Annotated in this window: 21 protein-coding genes and 1 tRNA gene; 7 read left to right on the forward strand and 15 right to left on the reverse strand. The window is 51.2% G+C overall.

The genetic code is table 11. The features are described from left to right. Window positions 1-45: 45 nt before the first annotated feature. The 6 genes from IGR76_09785 to IGR76_09810 form a co-directional block, all read right to left on the reverse strand. Window positions 46-684, reverse strand: a complete 639-nt coding sequence (locus tag IGR76_09785; GenBank protein MBF2078788.1) for a HEAT repeat domain-containing protein — start codon at window positions 682-684, stop codon at window positions 46-48. A 261-nt stretch (window positions 685-945) separates the two neighbouring features. After that, window positions 946-1749: a HEAT repeat domain-containing protein gene (locus IGR76_09790; protein ID MBF2078789.1), complete on the reverse strand. Its 804-nt coding sequence runs from the start codon at window positions 1747-1749 to the stop codon at window positions 946-948. A 247-nt stretch (window positions 1750-1996) separates the two neighbouring features. Then, the gene (locus IGR76_09795; protein MBF2078790.1) at window positions 1997-2227 is read right to left on the reverse strand and encodes a phycobilisome linker polypeptide; all 231 of its coding nucleotides are present in this window, start codon (window positions 2225-2227) and stop codon (window positions 1997-1999) included. A 206-nt stretch (window positions 2228-2433) separates the two neighbouring features. Next, window positions 2434-3309 carry a phycobilisome linker polypeptide gene (locus tag IGR76_09800; GenBank protein ID MBF2078791.1) on the reverse strand — a complete coding sequence of 292 codons (876 nt, stop codon included), beginning with the start codon at window positions 3307-3309 and terminating at the stop codon, window positions 2434-2436. 450 nt (window positions 3310-3759) lie between these two features. Further along, window positions 3760-4248 carry a phycocyanin subunit alpha gene (cpcA, locus tag IGR76_09805; protein ID MBF2078792.1) on the reverse strand — a complete coding sequence of 163 codons (489 nt, stop codon included), beginning with the start codon at window positions 4246-4248 and terminating at the stop codon, window positions 3760-3762. Between the two features lie 112 nt (window positions 4249-4360). After that, on the reverse strand, window positions 4361-4879 hold the full coding sequence (locus IGR76_09810) for a phycocyanin subunit beta (GenBank protein ID MBF2078793.1): 519 nt from the start codon (window positions 4877-4879) through the stop codon (window positions 4361-4363). A gap of 1077 nt (window positions 4880-5956) precedes the next feature. Here IGR76_09810 and IGR76_09815 point away from each other — a divergent pair. Further along, window positions 5957-6697, forward strand: a complete 741-nt coding sequence (locus IGR76_09815; protein ID MBF2078794.1) for a hypothetical protein — start codon at window positions 5957-5959, stop codon at window positions 6695-6697. A 46-nt stretch (window positions 6698-6743) separates the two neighbouring features. Here the strand turns inward: IGR76_09815 and IGR76_09820 are convergent, their stop codons facing one another. From IGR76_09820 to IGR76_09835, 4 genes are all read right to left on the reverse strand, one after another. Beyond that, complete coding sequence (locus IGR76_09820) at window positions 6744-7193, reverse strand: hypothetical protein (GenBank protein ID MBF2078795.1); 450 nt, start codon at window positions 7191-7193, stop codon at window positions 6744-6746. Window positions 7194-7258: 65 nt separating this feature from the next. Beyond that, on the reverse strand, window positions 7259-8440 hold the full coding sequence (locus IGR76_09825) for an anhydro-N-acetylmuramic acid kinase (GenBank protein ID MBF2078796.1): 1182 nt from the start codon (window positions 8438-8440) through the stop codon (window positions 7259-7261). Between the two features lie 19 nt (window positions 8441-8459). Beyond that, entirely contained in the window at window positions 8460-9152 is a 693-nt protein-coding gene (locus tag IGR76_09830) for a TrkA family potassium uptake protein (protein MBF2078797.1), read from the reverse strand. 140 nt (window positions 9153-9292) lie between these two features. Next, on the reverse strand, window positions 9293-10627 hold the full coding sequence (locus IGR76_09835) for an ATPase (protein ID MBF2078798.1): 1335 nt from the start codon (window positions 10625-10627) through the stop codon (window positions 9293-9295). Window positions 10628-10824: 197 nt separating this feature from the next. On the opposite strand from IGR76_09835, the gene IGR76_09840 reads away from it, so the two are divergent. Together IGR76_09840 and IGR76_09845 are read left to right on the forward strand one after the other, a co-directional pair. Further along, window positions 10825-11661, forward strand: a complete 837-nt coding sequence (locus IGR76_09840; protein ID MBF2078799.1) for a methyltransferase domain-containing protein — start codon at window positions 10825-10827, stop codon at window positions 11659-11661. A gap of 82 nt (window positions 11662-11743) precedes the next feature. Then, window positions 11744-12766 (forward strand): homogentisate phytyltransferase, encoded by a 1023-nt coding sequence (locus tag IGR76_09845; GenBank protein ID MBF2078800.1) that lies wholly within the window; start codon window positions 11744-11746, stop codon window positions 12764-12766. A 14-nt stretch (window positions 12767-12780) separates the two neighbouring features. On the opposite strand, the gene IGR76_09850 is transcribed toward IGR76_09845, so the two are convergent. Together IGR76_09850 and IGR76_09855 are read right to left on the reverse strand one after the other, a co-directional pair. Continuing rightward, complete coding sequence (locus tag IGR76_09850) at window positions 12781-13041, reverse strand: hypothetical protein (GenBank protein MBF2078801.1); 261 nt, start codon at window positions 13039-13041, stop codon at window positions 12781-12783. Window positions 13042-13294: 253 nt separating this feature from the next. After that, window positions 13295-13368: transfer RNA gene (locus tag IGR76_09855), tRNA-Asp, on the reverse strand. Between the two features lie 124 nt (window positions 13369-13492). Between IGR76_09855 and IGR76_09860 the strand changes: the two genes are divergently transcribed. Continuing rightward, window positions 13493-13996, forward strand: a complete 504-nt coding sequence (locus IGR76_09860; protein MBF2078802.1) for an N-acetyltransferase — start codon at window positions 13493-13495, stop codon at window positions 13994-13996. Further along, window positions 13993-14922 carry a ribokinase gene (rbsK, locus tag IGR76_09865; GenBank protein MBF2078803.1) on the forward strand — a complete coding sequence of 310 codons (930 nt, stop codon included), beginning with the start codon at window positions 13993-13995 and terminating at the stop codon, window positions 14920-14922. The genes IGR76_09860 and rbsK overlap by 4 nt, the downstream gene beginning before the upstream one ends. A 90-nt stretch (window positions 14923-15012) precedes the next feature. Here the strand turns inward: rbsK and typA are convergent, their stop codons facing one another. Both typA and ftsH2 read right to left on the reverse strand, forming a co-directional pair. Further along, complete coding sequence (gene typA, locus IGR76_09870; GenBank protein MBF2078804.1) at window positions 15013-16803, reverse strand: translational GTPase TypA; 1791 nt, start codon at window positions 16801-16803, stop codon at window positions 15013-15015. A 308-nt stretch (window positions 16804-17111) separates the two neighbouring features. Continuing rightward, window positions 17112-18995 (reverse strand): ATP-dependent zinc metalloprotease FtsH2, encoded by a 1884-nt coding sequence (gene ftsH2 / locus IGR76_09875; GenBank protein MBF2078805.1) that lies wholly within the window; start codon window positions 18993-18995, stop codon window positions 17112-17114. A gap of 1137 nt (window positions 18996-20132) precedes the next feature. Here ftsH2 and IGR76_09880 point away from each other — a divergent pair. Further along, window positions 20133-21203 carry a ParM/StbA family protein gene (locus IGR76_09880; GenBank protein MBF2078806.1) on the forward strand — a complete coding sequence of 357 codons (1071 nt, stop codon included), beginning with the start codon at window positions 20133-20135 and terminating at the stop codon, window positions 21201-21203. Further along, a complete protein-coding gene (locus IGR76_09885) occupies window positions 21200-21631 on the forward strand; it encodes a hypothetical protein (protein ID MBF2078807.1) in 432 nt (143 codons plus the stop codon). The genes IGR76_09880 and IGR76_09885 overlap by 4 nt, the downstream gene beginning before the upstream one ends. A 130-nt stretch (window positions 21632-21761) precedes the next feature. Here IGR76_09885 and IGR76_09890 read toward each other — a convergent pair. Next, window positions 21762-22275 (reverse strand): pyridoxal-phosphate dependent enzyme (locus tag IGR76_09890; GenBank protein MBF2078808.1); only part of this gene is annotated, 514 nt, incomplete at its 5' end.

Genomic DNA, 22275 nt, shown 5'->3' on the forward strand with positions numbered 1-22275 from the left:
TGAGATGGAAGATGGGGGAGTAAAGGGACGGGTCGATAGATCGGATTAGGCGCTGAGGTGTTGAATTGCCCAAACGGCACGGGCTTGGACGGCAGGCTCAGCATCTTGATGGGCGACCTGGTGAAGGTGAGCCATGATGACATGGCTTGGATCTAAAGGGGGCAATGCAAACTCAGGGGCGATCGCCTGCAATCCGGCAACACTGGCATAACGCACCACCCACTCTGGATCTTGAGACACCGCCAGCAAAATCTCCAAGGCTTGAGCTTGGGCGTGTGGGCGGACATCCTCGTGCAATAGTGACCACTGAATCGAGCCAAGTCCTCGTGCCGCTGCCCGTCGCACACTGAGGGAAAAATCCCGTTGGGCAGCATCTGCTAACATATCCAGCGCCCGTGGGTCGCCAATACGCGCCAACGCCCGAATCGCCCAGGCACGGGCACCGTAGTTATAACCGTCAATCTGCTCTAGGAGGGCAGGCACGGCGATCGCCCCCATCGTGACCAACCCCTCAACGGCCGCTACGGCTGCGCCAGGATTGTTGTAGCCCAAAACTTTGATGAGGGTGGGAATGCCTTCCTCCGTTTTGGCCTGAGCCAGGGTATGGACTGCGGCCAGCAGTTTGGCAGGGGAGTCGGCCTGGTCTACGGCTTGAATCAATCCGTACGCTGTATCTATCACCATGGTCCCTAGTTGTTCCGTAACTCTTCTTTCAACCTACAGCAACATCTACCTCGGATATCGGACATCAACAAAGTTCAGTAGATCGCAAATCCTGTTGAGATCCCCCCTGGCCCCCCTTCAAAAAGGGGGAAGCGAGCCAAAGATGGCTTGAAGTCCCCCTTAAAAAGGGGGATTTAGGGGGATCGATCGCAGATATTGACAACAAAATGTATTCGTTTTCGATCTACTGAAGTTTGGAGAATAGATGTTTCAGCCGATACTCTACAACAGCGTATCCATCCACTCCATAACAGCAATCGCTTCTCCCGACACTCTGGGGCGATCGCTCATAGAATCTTGCTGAAGCTGATGTTCGAGGAGTCCCTTTAATGCAATTAGCTTGAGGCTATTTTCAGCTAAAGCATTGGCGATCGCCGGAGCCGCTGCCACGTAACCCGATGCGCCCAAGTCCATCAAGGCCGCTCGCCGCAATTGCAGATCCTTGCCTTGGAGAGCCGCAACTAACCGCTCACCGTAGATAGAGTCTTGGGTCAGTTGGTAGAGGGCTCGTGCCGCTGCATACTGGACACGGGGAACGGAATGCTCTAAAAACGCCTGGATCGTTTCTCGTTCGGCGATCGCCCCCAAGGTTCCCAACGCTTCCAAGATTGAGTCGTAGGGTTGAGTCATGGTCGCCTTCCCTGCAACGGGTGGCGAGTTTACCTCTTCTCGCTTGAGCAGATCAACTAAATGCGGAATACAGGTTGGATCGCCCAACTCTTCTAGAGCTTGCGCAGCGGCTTCCCGCACATAGTAGTCCGGGCAGGATAGACAATCAATCAAAGGGGATACCGCACGGCGATCGCCCAATTTACCTAACGCGCGAGCCGCATTGCGCCGTAATGGAAACCCACCGTCCGGTGCGCGATCTTGATCATCAGATAGCGCCTCAATTAACGCATCGATAGCAACCGGGTCAGTGACGCGAAACTTCCCTAACCACCAAGCCGCGTAATAGCGCAAGCTGAGATCGTCGCGTTGCTGGAGATTGGCGATCGCCTGTTCGACGGTCAAGTCGGGGGGCATATCAGCGCTTGGGCCAGAGCCATTGGCGGTGGGAGAAGAAAGATCCTCAGCCATGATATAACTTTAGCTTTTCGTTCACAGAACAAGGACGCATCCCACAATCTCGCCATAACCTAATCGCTCAATGACCAGGCTAATTCGACATTCATGATGCGTCCGTAATCTAAATACTGAACCAAACAAACAGCCCGTTCAAGAGCGGACTTGCCCGTTAGCGCTTAAGTTTGACCTCAAACGTCAAATAGATTTAGCCGAGGGGCTTAATGCTAACAATACGTCCTCCCATGCGGGAAATTCGCTGCATTTCTTCATTCATGCGGGAATAGGGAACCTTGAAGAACACACTACCGCTCTTCCGAATGGGATACCCGTTTTTGTCGGTTTCGGCAGATTGCCGGAGTCCTTCAACTTCGTAAACAAAAACGCGGCTCCCAGAGGGGGTGCTTGCAGAATTACCAATTGCAGAAGCCGTAAGCATGGTAACGCAAATCTCTCCTTAATCAGATATTTGATATGTTAAGCTGTGTAACGAGATTGGGAGTCAAGCGAATACCCTAAATTCTACCGCTCAGTGTTGCTCTTACCTCACAACGCTGACGGAATTCCTAGCCTTGTGGTTTTAGAATTCAGAGTTATCTACACGTATTGATTCCCAATCCCGTTTCTTAATCACCTAACCAACGCTTAGTCAGCAGGTGTAACGCTAGCCACGCGACCACCCAAACGGTTGATTTGCTGCAGCTTAGCGGACAGTTTTTCGTAAGGAACGAGGAAGGCAGTACTGCTTCGTCGGACACTGGGATATCCAGGCTGACGGATGCCAGACACTTCAACGCGGTACATCCGAGTAGCATTGCGACCAAAGGGCGTACTTCCACCCAGAGCGCTACTGGGGGTGTTGCCTGACTTAGCAGCTCGGTAGGCCCAGCCTGCATTACCACCCGAAGGCCCAACCACCGCAGATGCGCTGTTTCGAGCCAGTTCCGCCGCAAGACGAGAATCTGCTCCTTCTAACTGGGCGCGATCGCTGTTCGCATAACCCCGATACAGGCGGAACATCCGCGTAAACCCTACGGAACGTTGTCCGGTTTGGTATTCAAATGCCCGATAGTAAGGCACGATGTTCTCACCAAAGTTTGCTTGATACTCTTCGCTATCAATGTAGGAGTCAATGTCTGCATCGAACCCTTCATTTTGATACCGATCGAGATGCTCAACCACCTCAGACTCATCGTAGGGTGCGCGTCCCAACAAATGCTTGTAGTTCAGCTCAATCACGCGAGTCTGGAAATTGTTATAAAAGAACTTTGACTTGTACAGCTCTGACTTGGCAACCGCACGCACAAATTCACGCACGGTGATATAGCCATTTTTCAACAGAGATTCTGCACTAATCAGCCGCTCTGATTCCATCAGATAGTCATTGCCGAGCAACTGGCGATAGACCGCACGAATAACCTGGTCAGCATCATCACTGCTCCAGTTCGAACGGAGCTCGACAGGGGATGCGCTATCAAATGCAGACGTTCCAAGCCGTGAGGCCGCTGCGGTAATAGCCACTTACGATTCTCCTAAATTCTATAAACAAAAGTGTGAACTACAGATTGACAGGCAATGACTCGGAATCCCCAAGCAAGCCAATGTGGGAGCCATGTTGATCCTGGCGGGACTGACGCGCTCCAACGTGATTCAACCTTGCTGGAGAAGGCGCGATCGCTGTATTCAACGCACAAAGGTCATCGACTGTACATTGAAACCATCGAAGAACCTTCTTTAGAAAGCAGTTGAATTAAATCGCGCTGATTTATTGAGTTCTGTATGATAGTCAAACCGAGACTGAGACTGGAGTATACTCCCTCGCCAATGCCTGTAATGAAGTTCGATAACCTAAGCTTGAGAGTTATAATCCGTAATCCCTCAAGGCAAATTTTAGATACAGCAACGCCCGGAGCGATAAACAATTACCAGCCTTAGCCAGCAACTGCTTGCCTCTCCGGGCGCAAAAATGCCCTAGCTTAGAGCGTTGATAGCGTAATCGATGTAGGAATTCGCTTCAACAGCAGGGTCACCGCTCAAACCATGGTTTGCTTTGATGTACTTCAGAGCTTCGATGTACCAGCTAGGGGACAATTCGAAGGTGCGGTTGATTTCATCAACGCCTGCAATCAAGTACTCATCCATAGGACCAGTTCCACCTGCAACGAGGCAGTAGGTAACCATCCGGAGATAGTAGCCGATGTCACGAGCGCACTTGTCCTTACCACGCTGATCAGCAGCATACTGATTACCCTGCATTTGGGTAGTGTAAGGGAACTTGTTGTAAACAGCTTGAGCGGCGCCGCTAATCAACTGATCAGCCTTAGCGGTCAACTGACGCGCTGCTTCCAGGCTGGAGCTTGCTTGCTTAAAACGACCGAATGCGATTTGAATCTCGGTGCTGCTCAAGAAACGACCTTGAGAATCAGCTGCAGCAACTGCTTCGGTTAAAGGGGTCTTCATTGGTACGTATCTCCCTAAATATTTTGCAGAATATGGTGACAGAATGATGTAGCTTTAGCAGGTTTCCCCGATGGGCTTACCCTGCACTAAAACCAGAAAAATTGCTTAGCAACTAGCTAACAGCAGCAGCAGCCCGATCGAAGTAGCCAGCTACTTCAGCCATCAAAGAGCTGCAATCCCCTTTGGTTACACCATTGGGATCGTTAGCAAGTGCAATAGCAGCTTCCTTCATCTTCTGAACACCAGCAGCTACAGAAGCACCAGGAGTACCAAGCGCAACGTAGGTCTCACGCAGACCATTCAGGCAGCGATCTTCCAGAACGCTCGCATCACCAGAGAAGATAGCGTAGGTTACATAGCGCAAGATGATTTCCATGTCGCGGAGGCAAGCAGCCATGCGACGGTTGGTGTATGCGTTACCACCAGGAGCAATTAACTGAGGTTGCTCAGCGAACAGAGCGCGAGCAGCATCAGCAACGATCTTGGAAGCATTGCCGGTGATGCGGTTAACGGTATCCATCCGCTTGTTGCTTTCTGCAACCATCTTGCTCAGAGCATCTAGTTGCTCAGCAGACAGAAATTCGCCCCGTGTGTCGGCTTGAGAAACAACCTTAGTGAATGCGTCAAACATTAGAAAAAATCTCCTACAGATTGACTCGATTTGAGCTTACTTAAATAAATAACTGGGTAATTCTAAAAGAGCTAACCAGCTTGGATTGAAGTGCAATCCAACAAAGGCAGCCACATTGCAAGAACCCAACAGCCTAACCCTAACTTAATACCCTTGGAAAACTCAGATACTTATGAAGCCCATAGAAAGCCTTCTCGATATCTGGAGGTTGCCTCTTCTCATAATCCTCTGGAAAACTGAGAAAGATGTAACGTTTTCGCTAGAGGCTTAGAGAAGCGTACAAGTCGTTGCAGCAGTTGGTGTTTCCCGCCTTGCGTTGCCCTCTAAATTTCTTTATACAATGCCCATGAGTGTTTATTTTTTACGAGTTGTTAAGAAGTTCCCGATCGCCTCAAGGCGGATTAAATTTTTGTAAATACTCTGATGGTACGATCCACTTTTGTGAATTGAAAATTCTTTAACGGCAAAAACAGCAGATTTATGTCGATCTTGGCGTAGTAGTTAATACTTATTGACCTTAAACCTGTTGACAGGCAAGGATTTTGAGCTTTGACTTTAGAGCGGTATCGGCCTGTTTTGCTAGAGAGCGATCGCCATTCTAGATCGCAAACGTATTCTTTAATTCCATTACTAGAAGAGGTGCATCGATTTGCATTGAAACGCACGGTCAGCACACTTAAAAACCTAAGAGAATATTAAATTTTTGTTGGATGCGCTGTAGGCCTTGCAAAAGCTAGTAGTTGTCGTGGATCGTGCCGACTCTAACGACCCTGAGAAAATATTGCGAGACATAACTGCATCTTCACAAAACTTTGCATTTTGGACGGTATTTTTCTCATCTGATAGGGAATAGATGAATCGTTTGCTGCGAGATACGGCCGTGGTCTGAATTTGGCGGGATAACTGACAACTCACGCTACAAATAGAGGTGGACGGTATCACTTTGTCGGATTGAGTAGCAGGCCGCAGAAGATAATGGGAGTAATGCTACTCTGAGACTAGTACTTTTGTTTGTGCTGCTGGTTACACAAGGCTAGGGCTTGGCGATCGCCCCGTAACGAAATACAAGGAGTAACGATGGAATCGTTGATACTGATAGCGGTCTTAATACTTGCAGGGGTGACAGGCTTCTACGCTTGGACGGTTCAAGCACTGCTGAAGCAATTTCAGCAAGAGCATGAAGCGTACAAGAGCATTTTGGATAAGCAGCTCAAAATTACTTCCATGCCGCACTTGTACTGCGATATGCGGTACGACGTGGCGACGAATGTAGCAAAAATAGATGTTTACAACGTTGGCAACACTCCGGCCTACGATGTTTTGGTTAACATCATCGGCTCCTATACAGAGGAGAGTATGGATATTCCGACGTTAATGCGAACCGTGGTGCATCCGCCCTACCGCAAATATCCCCTGGAAGTAGACAAAGTGGGCTATTACGGAATTCGCAGCAGTTCGCGTACACCCACCTTACCCTTTCAAAAACGGTTGGTGATTTCCCTCAACTTGCCGATCCGGCCTGTAGATGTATACGTATTGGTTCAGTTTCGAGAGGTGTTGGGATGGAATTACGGTCAGGCGTACTGTTTTTCCGATATTGATGAGAGCGGCCAGTACCGAGCGAATATTCTCGAACCGATGGGCTTGCAGCCGCTTGAGCGCCTCCATATCTACGACTTAGATGATGTTGATATTTCCGCTGTCGAAAAAGCGATTCCGTATCAGATTGTGGACTTTGTAGATTTGTGGAATCACTCCATTTCTCAGCGCCTGACCATCCTTCACGCGGACAGTAGCGCCCAGCTCCAGGAAGTCTAAAATGCCTAAAAAAAGCTCAGCTTAAAGCGGGTTGCTCCGACGCAGTCTACGGTTGTTCCACACGCTCTATAGTTGCTTCCATCGCGCTGGTGAGGTAGTGGCCTGCCATTAGGCCGCTAGCCATATAGTATTTGTCGTCGCTGAGTTTATGTAGGGTTTCAAAGCCTGTCCGACGTTGGCGATCGCCCAGTACCCAATATCGCTGAACAATCGATTCTGGGGCAATCCAGCCTTCGCCTTCAACCCGCCCCAGCGTGCTGTGCTGAAGTACAAACGTATATTGACGATCGCCCGAATTGAGGCGACCTCGATACTGGAACGCCACTTCTTCTCGCTCTGTACCGGGGAAGGTCAACTTGGTCACCATCGTGTACCAATCGTCGCGGCTCCATGCAACCAAAATTTTTCCCTTAACGACCAATGGTAAGCCATCACGCTCCAGCCAGCTTCCCTGTAGGCTCCATCGTCCTGCCTCCATTAAAAAGGTGTGATTCACAGCGCTGATCCCTGCTTGCGTGCGGCCTGTTCTGTCGGTGTAGATGGCATCTTATTCTATCACTATTAACCAACGGCTCCAGGATGCCGATCGCCCAGTACAACTGCTTTTTTAGCACCTGTCACCGTCGGAATATTGCCAACAATATTCTGGTCATTCCAGTATGCAAGAACGGCAAAGGCGATTGCCTCCTTGAAATCCACACTGATTCCAAACTCTTCTGATACCAACACCTTGGCAGATGCGAGATGGTTGCGCAGACGTTCTACCAGATAAGCGTTACGGCTGCCGCCGCCGCCCAGAATCACATCCGCTGGTAAATGGGGTAAAAAACGACGGTAGCTATCGGCAATGGACGCCGCTGTAAAGTCTGTGAGTGTCGCTAACGTATCTGCCGCACAGAGCGATCGCTCGCTGGCATCAGCTAAACAACGGTGGGCGTAGGCTTGCCCGAACCATTCTCGTCCAGTGGACTTGGGTGGGGCTTGGCTAAAGAATGGATCGTGCAACCACTGGGCAACCAACTCCTCACAGGGTATGCCTTGGGCTGCCCAGGCACCATTAGCATCGTAGGTTTGTTGACCGTCTGAAAGAATTTGTACGGCGAGATCAATGAGCGAGTTTCCTGGCCCCGTATCCCAACCCTTCACATGGGCAAAATAGCTGGAGGCAGGGGCATTGTGAGGAAGCCCTAACGATTCAACCGCAGGTAGGTACGTGACATTCCCAATACCACCAATGTTCTGAATACAGCGATCGCGCGTCGGGTGGCTCAGTAAGCACGCATCAACGGGAGAAACCAGCGGTGCCCCCTGACCGCCGACGGCAATATCCGCCGCTCGAAAGTTATTCACGGTAGGAATCTGTGTGCGTTGAGCAATCACCGCTCCCCGACCGAGTTGCAAACTATAGCCTAAGGTGTGAGGGGCAGCCGTAGGAGGACGATGAAAGACCGTTTGCCCGTGGGAACCAATGAGCGTTGCAGCGGGCTGTCCCTGCTGAACCGCCAGAGCCGCATCTGCAAAGGCATGGGCGATCGCATCATCTAGTTCAGCAAACGCCTGCATGGAGAGCGGCGCACCGTGGCACACCTCTAAAATGCGCGATCGCAAATCGTCTGCATAGGGATAGGTCTTGCCCGCCAGTAAATTGACCTGCAAATCCAGCGTTGTCCCGGTTAACTCGACAATTGCCGCGTCAATGCCATCGGCAGAAGTTCCACTGATTAAGCCGATTACGATGGTCATGCGTTGCTCCTAGGGGGAACTAAACGGGGAGTTGATCAATCCCTTTGTTTGACCCTAGCACCACCATGACGCCGTGATGGGGCAGTTTCCGCACAGGGCTAGGATTGATTTCAAATTTGTCGCTATCCCCCACGGCCAGTAGCGTCAGCCCGTAGCGCGATCGCAGTTCCAGTTCCACAATCGTCTTATCGTAAAACTCTTGCGGAATCACCACTTCTACAATGCTGTGATCCGGGTCAAGTTCAAACCGATCGAGGATGCCGGGACGGGTGAGCGATCGCGCCAATACACATCCCATTTCATGTTCAGGAAAGACAACCCGATCCGCACCCACCCGCTCGAGCAGCTTGCCGTGGATCTCTGTCGAGGCTTTGGCAACCACATAGCGCACCCCAGCCTCCTTCAAATTCAGAGTGGTGACAATACTTTCCTGAATGTAATTCCCGATCGCAATAATCACCGTATCAAAATCAGGAATTCCCGATTCCTTAAGGGCGTAGGGATCGGTCGCATCAAGCTGAAGCGCATGGGACACAATGTGATCGCTGAGGGCTTTGGTCACAAGGCGTTCATCGGAATCAACCCCCAAAACCTCGTACCCCAACTTATGCAGCGTGGCGCACACGGCTCGCCCAAAACGGCCCAGACCAATGACCGCAAACTGTCGATTAGACTGACCGCGCAAATAGCGTAAAAAGCTTAGCGAAGACATAGAGAGTAAAAAACTAGGGTGGGAAACCAGCAGAGCCTACAACGTTCTGGGAGCATTGCAAACTTCATGTAGAGATGAATCTAGTCTACGGGTTGAATGCGTCGATGAGAAGCGATCGCCCGACAGTCTCGCATTGCTTCTTAACCAACCAACAAATTCTCCTCTGGATAGTTAACAGTTGTCGGCTTGGGATCACCAAGGATGGATGCCATTAAGATCAGCACCCCTACTCGCCCCACATACATTACCCCAATGATAATGATCTTGCCGATCGGGGTGAGGGCTGCGGTGATGCCTGTGGATAATCCAACCGTCGCAAACGCAGATACGACTTCAAATAACAAGCGGATAAACTCGATCTCCGGGTCAAACCAAGATATCAGTGTCGTTGCCAGCACGATCGTAATCCCAGACCCAAACACCACCCCAACGGCCTTGATGATCAATGTCATCGGAATCTGACGTTGATAGCATAAAACCTCTTCTTTCCCCTGCAAAACAGCTTTCGTGCAGGCCATCAAGATTCGCAGCGTCGTCGTTTTAATGCCCCCTCCCGTACTGCCGGGACTCGCGCCGACAATCATCAGGGCGATCGTCATAAAGAGTGCTGTGTCGGTCATTTGACCATAATCCACCGTGTTGAATCCGGCGGTGCGCGGCATGACAGACTGGGACCAGGCAAAGATGAGATGTTCCCACGCGGTTGCACTGCCGTTAAAGTCGGGATGGCTGATTGGTGTGGCCAGAAAGGCGACAACCCCAAAAATCAGCAAAAAAATGGTTGTACTGGTGACGATTTTGAAGTTCAGCGAAAAAACTGTACACTCCTGCACCCCTCGTAAGCGGTTTCTGAACCAGAAGAAGCCTTCCATAATCACCTGGTAGCCGATACCACCAAAGATAATCAGTCCTGGAATAACAAGGTTGATCGGGACGGAAACGGCATACCCCATCAAACTGTCAGCAAACAGGCTAAAACCAGCGTTATTGAATGCACTAATGCTATGAAAGATCGCTAACCAAAGGCTATAGCCAGGGCCGTAATCCGCTAGAAACACTGGAAGCAGGCAAAAGACTCCCGTGAGTTCGAAAATGAGCGTCATTGCAATAATCGATCGAACAAGGCGCGTTGCTCCAGACATCCCCGGTATATCTAGGGATTGCTGAATAGCAAGTTTTTCCCGCAGTCCAAACCGTCGCCCCAGCAAAATCAACAGGAATGTTGTAACCGTCATGTATCCCAAGCCGCCAATTTGGATAAGCAGCAAAATAACGGCTTGCCCAAAGGGAGAATAGTAACTTCCTGTATCTTCCACAATGAGTCCGGTCACACAAACAGCCGAGGTTGAGGTGAATAGCGCTGTAATGATGGAACTCCAACTGCCATCGGCTGTCGATAGGGGAAGCATGAGTAGAAATGCACCCACGGTGATCACAGCTAAAAATCCTAGAGAAATGGTTCGTGAGACGGTCATGGGTTTGCGATGTACTGCATGGATATAGAGTAGTTTGATCCAGAGATTCTGACTGATCTTTGACTGGATAGGGACAGAGCGCAATAGGTATTTGGCGTTATTTAAAGGACAGTATTAAGATCTGCCCAGTCCCCTGGTTGAAACTGAATGTTCGCACAGGTAGACCTTAATCCAGCGCAGTAGTGAGCTTTTGACCCATGACGTTGACTTTACAACAGCGAATTCAGAACTTCTATGACGCCTCATCCGGACTGTGGGAAGACGTTTGGGGTGAGCACATGCACCACGGATATTACGGCGCGAACGGAACGATAGCCAAAGAGCGGCGGCAAGCGCAAATTGATCTGATTGAGGAACTCCTCACTTGGGCAGAGGTGCAAAGGGTAGACAACCTGCTGGACCTGGGTTGTGGTATTGGGGGCAGTTCGGTATATCTTGCCCAACGCTATGGTGCAACGGCGACTGGCATTACCTTAAGCCCTGTACAAGCAGCACGGGCAACGGAACGGGCGGCTGAGGCTGGAGTACAGGCGCAGTTTCAGGTGGCCGATGCGTTGCATACTCCATTTGATGATGATGCGTTTGATTTAGTCTGGTCGCTGGAAAGCGGTGAGCATATGCCCGATAAGGTACAGTTTTTTCGAGAATGCTACCGCGTGCTAAAACCTGGCGGAACGTTTCTGTGTGCGACATGGTGCCATCGTCCTATCGATAACACTCCCCTCACCGCTGCTGAACAGAGACATTTAGAGAGGATCTATCAAGTGTATTGCTTGCCCTACGTGATTTCGCTACCAGAATACGAGCAGATTGCAACCGATTTGGGGTTTCAAAACCTTCGGACAGCAGACTGGTCTACGGCAGTGGCTCCGTTTTGGGATGTGGTGATTGGGTCAGCCATGACGCCAGGGGCGATCGCCGGATTACTTCGCTCTGGCTGGGGAACGATTCAAGCCGCGCTTTCTCTAGGACTGATGCGACGGGGGTATCAACGCGGCTTAGTTCGGTTTGGCGTCTTGGCGGCCACGAAGTAGGGTGACGATTTGCGTCAGGCGGACTAGACGAAATAGGCAGCACATTGCGTAAGATTAAGCGAAATGGTTAAGCAAGGTACCTATGAGTTTAGTATCTGAGGACAAAACACCCTCGTCGAAGCGGGAACGTTCTTCTGTGCATCTCCTCCAGCGTCGATTTCCCTTTATTTACGCACTTTGGAAATTTTCACGACCGCACACCATCATTGGAACGACCCTGAGCGTTCTGGGGTTGTACCTGATTGCCTTGGCAGAGCGATCGCCCCTAGCTGTAGCTGAACCCAATGGCTGGCTTATCCTCGCATCCATCGGCCTCACCTGGCTTACGTGCATTTGTGGCAATGTTTACATCGTGGGCTTAAACCAGATCGAGGATGTTGAAATTGATCGCATCAATAAACCCCATCTTCCCTTGGCCTCCGGTGAATTTTCCCGTCCCCAGGCGATCGCCATTGTGGGGATAACGGGGATACTGGCGATCGCCCTATCAGTCCTCCAAGGATACGGATTAATGGCAACCGTAGGGCTGAGTGTGCTGATCGGAACGGCCTATTCGTTGCCCCCCATTCGACTAAAGCGCTTTCCCTTATGGGCATCGGTGTGCATTTTCACCGTGCGCGGTGTGGTCGTGAATTTAGGACTATTTCTCCATGCCCGTCAGGTCGTGGGCGATCGCCATCTGTGGCTCTGGAATCAAGGGGCATTTAATTTAGACCTTCCCTCACCCGTTTGGCTGTTGACGGCGTTTATTTTGGGCTATACTTTCGCGATCGCCATTTTCAAAGATATTCCTGACTTGGAGGGCGATCGCCAGTACAATATCCAGACCTTTACCGTAACCTTAGGTGCAGCAACGGTCTTGAATTGGGCGCGTTGGGTGATTACAGCCTGCTACGTAGGGGTGATGTTGGGGGCAATGGTGATTCCGTCCATCCATACAGGCTTTGTAATAACGACCCACGTTGCCGTTCTGATCCTGTTTTGGATGCGGAGTGGGCGGGTGAGTTTGCATCAAAAACAGGCGATCGCCCAGTTTTACCAATTCATTTGGAAGCTGTTTTTTCTGGAATATATCTTGTTTCCGATCGCCTGCTGGTTAGCGTGACGGATAGACAGCGCTTACAGTTTGCCGTCGAAGCGTTGATACCAGACGACATTGCCCAAAACCGTCAGCGTAAAGGCAATGCCGCCACCTACCCAAGCCAGCATGGGATCGTAGCCTCCACGGGTGAGGGTTTGCATCCAAAGGTGGGTGCGATCGGAGGCGACGATTTGATCGGCAACGGCTGGGAAGAGGTACATCAGCGATGCGCCCACAATCAGCCAACCGACCATGGAAACCAGGATAAAAATAGTTTTTGCTGTAGATTGAGTGCCCATTAATAACCGAAACTCAAACGCATCAAGATTATCGTTGAGCCTACCATGAAGACCTCTGGGCGATCGAGGGGCAGCTAGGGGGAAAATTCTAAAGACCCAATGGATGCTTTAGCGCTGGCTCGATAGAGGGCATCGACAAGAAACCAATGATGTGGTACACAGCCGATAATGTAACAGTTGCCAAATTGTTGGTCATGACAATCGAGTCTGTCAGAAGACCAGACTGCTTTCCTTCTTTACCAGCCTAATTCTACGGGACTGACGGGGCTCGAACCCGCAACTTCCGCCGTGACAGGGCGGTGCTCTAACCAATTGAACTACAGTCCCTTATTTAGTGCGTTAGCGTGACTCTTATTATGCGGAATTCGCGATGATTTGTCAAATGCTTTGTCGAGATTTTTGCGAGAAGCCCTTAAGATATCTCAAAACCACCCATTTCAGTGCAGGGCTTATGATTATACGTGACGCTGGGAAAGACGATTTGGCATCCATTGTCGATATCTATAATTCAACTGTCCACAGCCGGATGGTGACTGCGGATTTACAGCCTATTGCAGTGGAGGATCGCCTAAGCTGGTTTCATAGCCATAAACCTCACCAGCGTCCGCTCTGGGTAGCTGAGAGTGACGGTCGTGTAGCTGGATGGTTGAGCATGCACTCCTTTTACGGGCGACCTGCCTACCACATCACCGCAGAGTTGAGCATTTATATCTCGCCCGACTATCGGCACTGCGGTATTGGGAGCCAACTTCTCCAAGCGGCCATTGAAAAAAGTCCGAGCTTTGGGCTGGTCAATCTCGTCGGCTTTATTTTTGCCCACAACACGCCTAGTTTGGGGTTGTTTAAGAAGTTTGGGTTTCAGCAATGGGGCTATCTGCCTGAAGTAGCGGAGTTTGAAGGGGTTTTGCGAGATCTGGTCATTGTTGGATTAAAACTGGGTGGCTCGGACGCATGAGCGTAGTGGTGTTTGGCAGTATCAATATGGATTTGGTGGCGCGATCGCCCCGTTTACCTGTACCGGGGGAAACGCTGACGGGCTACGATTTTACAGCCGTTCCGGGTGGCAAAGGGGCGAATCAAGCGGTGGCGGCGGCTCGATTAGGATTGCCAACCCAGATGGTCGGTCGTGTAGGGAGCGATAGTTTTGGCCGAGAATTGCTTGCCCATCTGAACTGGGCAGGTGTGAAGCGCGATCGCCTTTACATTGATCCGTCGGCCCATTCCGGCGTCGCGATGATTGCCGTTGACGATCGCGCCGAAAATCATATCATTGTGGTTCCGGGTGCCAATGGGAACGTGGGCGAGGAGGATATTCGTCGATTGCGGGAACTGTTGTCATCGGCAAAGGTATTACTACTCCAGCTTGAGATTCCTATGCCTGCCGTAGTTTCGGCTGCTCAAGTGGCGCGGGAATTTGGCGTGAAGGTGATCCTAGACCCGGCTCCAGTCCCCACCCGTCTGCCGGAGGAGCTCTACAGCTTAGTGGATATCCTCACTCCAAATCGGATTGAAGCAGGTCAACTGGTGGGTTTCCCGGTTCCAAATCTAGAAATGGCGGCAGAGGCGGCCCTCGTACTGCGCGATCGCGGCGTGGAAACTGTAATTATCAAAATGGGCGAACGGGGGGTGCTGTGTATGTCCTCCGAGGAGCGCTTTGTTCGACCTGCGTTTACCGTGAACGCTATTGATACGGTGGCGGCGGGGGATGCGTTTAATGGTGGCTTAGGGGCAGCGTTGGCGGAGGGGCGATCGCTCGAACAGGCAGTCATTTGGGGCTCGGCAGCGGGGGCGATCGCGGTAACTCGTTTGGGTGCTCAGTCGGCTATGCCCAGTCGGACAGAATTGATTCAATTTTTGGAAAAGTGGAAGTACCGGATCTAGTCTGTGCCGAAGTTATCCATGAAAAAACCTCTTTCCCGGTGCAATGCGACGAGAAAGAGGTTGAATTGTTTGATTTAGGGGGCGATCGCCTTAGCGCTTCACTAGCTTCTTAGACATCTTCCGCAGACGGATAGACTCTGGGGTCACTTCCAACAATTCGTCAGGGCCGATGTACTCCAGGGCTCGCTCTAGGCTCATGTCAACGGGAGCTTGGAGTTGAACCAATTCCTCGCCGCCCGATGCACGGTGGTTGGTGAGCTGCTTGGTCTTACAAACGTTCAGCTCTAGATCCTGAGGCCGATTGTGCTCTCCGACAATCATGCCCTTGTAGACTTTGGTGCCAGGAGTGATGAAGAAGACTCCCCGATCTTCGGCATTCTTCATCGCGTAGAAAGTTGCCGTTCCTTCCTCAAAAGAAATCAAAACGCCATTCCGACGGGTTTCTACATCACCGGACAGCGGACGATAATCCTGGAAGCTGTGGTTCATGATGCCGTCACCCCGGGTCAAGCGCATAAACTCGCCCCGGAAGCCAATCAGACCCCGTGCAGGAATCACAAACTCAATTTGGGTACGACCATTGCCACCCACGCGCATGTCCTGCATTTCGCCGCGACGCTGACCTAGGCGTTCGATACAGCCGCCCACAGCCTCTTCAGGAACATCTAGAACCAGGAGTTCAAAGGGTTCGCAGGGCTGACCGTTGACTTCACGGTAAATCACCTGGGGCTGGGATACTTGGAATTCGTATCCTTCGCGGCGCATGGTTTCAATCAGAATGCCGAGGTGCAGTTCCCCCCGACCGGATACAGCAAACTTATCGGGAGAATCCGTCTCTTCAACGCGCAGCGCAACGTTGGTTTCTAGCTCTCGCATGAGGCGATCGCGCAATTGGCGAGAGGTCACATAGGAGCCTTCCTGTCCGGCAAACGGCGAATCGTTTACCGAGAAAGTCATCTGCAATGTGGGTTCGTCTACCTTAATGAGAGGCAGCGCTTGGGGATTGGTCGGATCGGTGATGGTTTCACCAATGTTGGCGTCACCAAAGCCAGCCACGGCGACAATTTGCCCCGCTGTGGCTTCGTCCAGTTCAACCCGCTTCAGCCCTTCAAAACCCAGCAGCTTTGTGATTTTGGCTTTGACGACATCGCCCGTATCCTTAACGAGTGCCGCTTGTTGACCCATTTGAATGGTGCCGTTGTGGATCCGGCCAATCACAATCCGACCCAGATACTCGGAATAGTCCAAGGTCGTGACCTGCAGTTGGAGGGGTTTGTTGATGTCGCCCACGGGAGCAGGAACGTGCTCTAGAATTGCCTCAAACAGAGGCTTCATGTCCACACCTTCATCATCTAGGTCAGCTTTGGCGTATCCAGAGAGGCCAGACGCGAACAAATAGGGAAACTCGCACTGGTCATCGTCTGCACCGAGTTCCAGGAACAGATCCAAAACTTTATCGATGGCACCAAAGGGATCGGCCTGGGGACGGTCAATCTTGTTCACGACCACAATTGGACGTAAGCCTTTCTCTAGCGCTTTTTTCAGTACAAACCGAGTTTGAGGCATGGGGCCTTCATTGGCATCCACAATTAGGATGCAGCCATCGACCATGCCCAGTACCCGCTCAACCTCACCGCCGAAATCGGCGTGTCCAGGGGTATCGACAATGTTGATCAGCGTTTCACCATAGCGAACAGCCGTATTTTTGGAAAGGATGGTGATGCCCCGCTCCCGCTCTAGGGTATTGGAATCCATAACACAATCTGGAATGTCTTCTCCCTCTCGGAAAGCTCCGGATTGTTTCAGTAGTGCGTCAACCAGAGTCGTTTTGCCGTGATCTACGTGGGCAATAATCGCCACGTTACGAATGGGAAGAGTCATAGATATTGTCCAGATTGCGTTGGAATAATAGTTAGAACGCTTTAGTGTAATGGCTCAGTGGGCGGGTAACATTTTTCCCGACTATGTAAAGAAGCCTTGACTATCCTATCCTAACCTTGACCCTTCCAAGTTGCCAAAAATGCGATCGCCCTTTGACATTTCTAGGTGCATCGACCTGCAAGTAGCCGGAATAGCCCTTACCCACGCGATCAACCAGATAAAAAAAGCAGAGGCTTGATGCCTCTGCTTTTTGAACCTAGTCCTCCTGAGGTCAATCTCCCCAGACTTGAGAATTTAGGATTAGCCCCTTACAGAATGGGGACAAACCGCTCTTTCTCAGGAACATCGGCGTACTCAGACACAATCTGACGGAATTCATCTCCGTCAATGGTTTCCTTCTCAATGAGCAGATCAACCAGGCGATCGATAACAGCACGATTATCACGAATGATCCGGCACGCCTCGTTATAGCAGTGCTCGACAATGGAACGCACCTGAGCGTCAATACGAGCCGCAATTTCCTCGGAGTATTCTGAACGGGTCATCAAATCACGACCGAGGAAGACTTCTCCCTGCTGACTTTCCAAGGACAGAGGCCCCAGATCCGACATTCCAAAGCGGGTGACCATTTGCCGAGCCATGCTGGTGACTTGCTGTAAGTCGTTACCCGCACCTGTTGTCACCTCTGCATCCCCAAAGATGACTTGCTCAGCAGCCCGTCCACCGAGGGCACCCTGAATCCGAGCCATGATCTGAGAACGGGTGATCAAGCCTTGTTCTTCGTTAGGCGCAAACCAGGTTAAGCCCTGAGCTTGCCCACGAGGAATCAGCGTTACCTTCTGAACCGGATCATGATCTTTAACTAAGGTTCCAATAATGGCATGACCGACTTCGTGGTAGGCAATCAGACGCTTGCTCTTGCTGTCCACCAGGGGAGTACCTTCCATTCCTGCAACGACGCGATCCACTGCATCATCGATTTCCAGCATCGTGATTGCTTCCTTGCGACGACGAGCCGTGAGGATAGCGGCTTCGTTCAGCAAGTTGGCGAGGTCTGCTCCTGTAAAGCCAGGGGTACGACGGGCGATCGCCTCTAGGGACACTTCAGACGCCAGCTTCTTATTGCGGGCGTGAACTTCCAGAACCTCTAGGCGACCTTTAATATCGGGCGCATCTACCGTCACCTGACGGTCGAAACGGCCAGGACGGAGCAGGGCAGAGTCGAGGACATCAGGACGGTTCGTAGCAGCGATGATGATGATGCCCGTATTGCCCTCAAAGCCATCCATCTCGGTCAGCAATTGGTTTAACGTTTGCTCCCGTTCGTCGTTACCGCCGCCAATCCCGGCACCCCGCTGACGACCAACCGCATCGATCTCATCAATGAAGATGATGCAAGGGGCATTTTCTTTCGCTTTCTTAAACAGGTCGCGAACGCGGGACGCACCTACACCCACAAACATTTCCACAAACTCAGAACCGGAAATGCTGAAGAAGGGAACCCCGGCCTCGCCAGCGATCGCCTTAGCCAGCAAGGTTTTACCTGTTCCCGGAGGGCCAACCAGCAACACACCCTTGGGAATGCGCGCACCCACCGCCGTGAAGCGTTCCGGTTTCTTCAAGAAGGTGACAACTTCCTGAAGTTCTTCTTTAGCTTCCTCAATTCCGGCAACGTCTTCGAACATAACCCCCGTCTTCGCATCCATTTGGAAACGCGCACGGGACTTGCCAAAGTTCATCGCTTGACCAGGGCCGCCCGGTACATTGCTAGACCGACGGAAGAGAAAGAACAACCCGCCAATCAGCAGAACGGGGAAGATTAAATTACCCAACAATCCCCAGATCGCGCCGTCGTTGCGGGGTGGGTGAGAATCAAAGCTGACATTATCAGCCCGTAACCGAGTAATCAGTTCGGGAGTGTTGCCGGGTAGGTCAACCCGCAAGCGCTGAAGACGACCATCCAACTCTGGATCAACCGCTTCTACAATTGCGGTGCGTCCACTATCAAATAGATCAACGCTAGTTACCCGGCCAGCATCCAGATACTCTAAGAAACGACCGTAGGTCATGCGGGTGTTCGCGGCGTTACGTCCAGAATCCATTTGGGTGGAGAAAGCGCCCTGCCAGAAGAAGAACCCAATGACGAGGGCTGGCAATGTCCAGAGAAGAATGACTCTCCAGGAAAGTTTCATGGTCTATGAGCCTCTTATAACGGTGCAAACAAACAAAACGGTGTAGATAGCTTCGATTTATAACGAGATAAACGAGGGAATCGCTTGGGCGATCGCACCCTATTTATCGTTAGTCTAACCACATTTCAGATCTGGCAAGAGTTGGGATCAAACCTTTCTCCGCAAAACGCTCCATCCCTCCCAACTCCGTAGACTAAAAACCAAAGCTAAGAGATTTATGAAAAAGAATCTTAACTAAATTTAACTTAATTCCTAGGATTCGGGCAACTTGCTTTAAGCTGCTGAGGGAGTAAAGGTTTGGAGGAAGGGGCGATCGTCCTCTCAACCCAGATTATGGAAGAACACCTATGGAAAGAGTGACGTACTCCCGACACCGATGCAAACATACGGTGCGGGCTTCTCCCACCGGAAGTGTTCTACCACTGGTTACCGGGTTCGAGCTTTTTATAGTGAGGAAGACGCCCAGCCCCACTGTTGACAATTTTTTCCACCAAGGAGGTTTGCTGTGCTGTTTCAAAAATGCTCTCTATTGCAACCTTGGAAACGGGAGACTTGCGGCCTAGGCCTACGGGTCGGTCAACTCCAGTTGTCGGTCGAAAGCGTACCTATCAGGGGAAATCAACCCTGCGATGCTTAGCCAATTATACCAGGCTGGCGGTTTGCTCGTCTCCCCTCTCCGCCGCCCCGCGATTGCTTGGCATAGCTGCAAGGGGGACTCGCAACCGCCCCGCTTTCATCCCGACACTCGCCTTCGGCAGAGTGCGGGGCTTTCACGGAGAAGCTAAAATCTTCAAAATACTTGTCCCCAAGTCTGACTAGCTTAACGTAACGTCGAGACAGGAGGCAGCAGACCTACAGACCCTAAATACAAGAAAATAGTATTCATATACTAAAATAAGAATGTGTGCAAGTGCAACAGTTTGCGCATGGGTAAGGATGCTATACCAGAGCATGGCTATGGCTAGGCCGGATTTGTAAAGTCATGTCACTATTTGTAGCAGTTTGTATTAATCTGTCAGTGACGTTATCTTGTGGGCACCTGCATAGTCTCCTTAGTTGGAATTTTTTGTGTGTGTAGCCTTGCCTAACGGCACCCTAATCCCCCCTGAGTGTTACTAAAAGTGAGGTTTCAGCCCTATGACTGGCAGACAGCTTCTTGCTCCTCCCAATGTGGTTCTTAGTGTTGACCTTGGACGAACCGCGACGAAAGCCTGTGTAAGTCGAGATCCAAAGTCGGTGGTTTTGATTCCCGCAAACGTGGCTCAGTTGACGGTAGAGCAGGTTCGGCGCGGACAGTTTGAGTCTCAACCGACGGATCCATTGCTAGATATTTGGTTGGAGTTTCAGGGTTGTGGGTTTGCCATTGGGCAGCTTGCAGCAGATTTTGGTGCGAACCTCGGCGTAGGGCAGTCCAAAGTTGAAGATGCGCTCGTGAAGGTTTTAGCGTGTGCAGGTTTCTTTAATGTAGAAGGTTCGGTGGGCGTGGTCTTGGGACTACCATTCCATTCGCAAGAGCAGTTCGAGCGGGAGAAAGAGCAGATTATCAGCATGCTGCGATCGCCCCATATCGTGAACTATCGGGGTGATGCGCGGGCGCTAGATATTCAGCAGGTGTGGGTCATGCCTGAAGGATACGGCAGTCTGATTTGGTGCGAGGCGCAAGATAAGAAATCGTCGAGTCCCGATTTTCCAAGCTTGTCCGTTGCGGTTGTTGATATTGGACACCAAACCACCGATTTTCTAATGATCGATCGCTTCCGGTTTGCGCGGGGGGCATCGGAAAGCACCGAATTTGCGATGAGTCAGTTCTATGACCAGGTTGCCAATCAAATTCAGGGAGCCGACAGCCAATCGCTTTCGCTGATTGAAGCGGTGCATAAACTGGAAGGGGAACGCTTCTATCGTCCCCGTGGATCAACCAAGCCCACGAACTTGGATGACATTCTGCCGAGCTTGCGTAAGAGCTTTGCTCGCGAACTGAGCGATCGCCTAATTAGCTGGTTGCCAGAGCGGGTGAGTGATGTGGTCGTAACGGGCGGCGGCGGTGAATTTTTCTGGAATGATCTGCGTCCATTGCTGCGGGATGCCAAGCTCCGAAGCCATCTCGCCAAGCCGTCTCGAACCGCGAACGCCCTTGGGCAGTACATCTACGGCGAGACGCAGCTTGCGTTGATCCAAAATCAGTTGGCGACTAGCCAAGCCTCATGAGCAGTACAATCTCGGAGCTGAGCCACACCGTTGCATTTGGTCGCTCAAAAGCCGATTTAGCCTTACTTAAGGCGATTAAAAAGCACTTGAGCGATCACCCTGACAGCAGCTTTAACGAGTTGTGTAAGGATGCACTGCGCCATTTTTTGATGGCGACCGAACAACCTGCCGCCCTGACTCTGCTCCTAGATCTGCAGCAGCAGCTTACCGAACTTCAGATTCAGATCGAAGCGGTCGAGGACAAGGTGGCTGCCCATCATTCGCAGCTTCTAGCCCACAGCGAGAGAAGCGTTATGGATTTAGGGCAGCGTTTAGAGAAAGTGGAGGAGCATCTCTATCCAGAACGCTGTAAGCCTGCGGAGCCTGTGGTCGAAAAAGAACCCGATCCCCTGATTATGCGAATGTCGAAGCTGATTGAGGAGTTTTAGGTTCCGAATCTAGGGAATGAAGGCCGAAATTCAAGTGAGATAGGCGATCGCTCTCCCGCGCAGACGGTAGGGGCGATCGCCATTTCTCCCTATGATTTAAAGTGCGTATCCGTTCCAAAACACGGTGTTACTAGGGAGACACCATTTGAAAGTTTGACGTGGATTGGGAAAGTTCGATTTCCTCTGGTGACATGAATTCCTCAATGGCTTCAAATAGGGGGGACGATAGATAGCGTTCACCCGTATCGGGCAACATGCAAAGAATCACTGAATCTGGTTCTGCTTTCTTAGCAACTTTGAGGGCTGCTGCAAAGGTCGCTCCCCCGGAGATTCCGGTAATGATACCTTCCTGTTGCGCCAGTTTTTTTGACCATTCAATGCCCTCGGCTCCAGAGACCGGAATGAGTTCGTCAAAGTAATGCTGATCAATCGCTTCTTGCAGCACATAGGGAATAAAATCGGGTGCCCATCCCTGGATCGGGTGAGATTGAAAGGCCGCATGGCTGACCGCAGGCGAGTGGTCTGGGTTGCGTTCCTGGGCAATGCCAGATCCCACAATCGGGGGCATTGCTGGGTTCGCTAAGAATAATTGTACCTGGTCACCGCAATAAGAATTGTTAATGAGAATGGCTGAAGCAGCTACA

Origin of the sequence: Synechococcales cyanobacterium T60_A2020_003 (assembly GCA_015272205.1) — a bacterium.
In the GTDB taxonomy this organism is placed as follows: Bacteria; Cyanobacteriota; Cyanobacteriia; order RECH01; family RECH01; genus JACYMB01.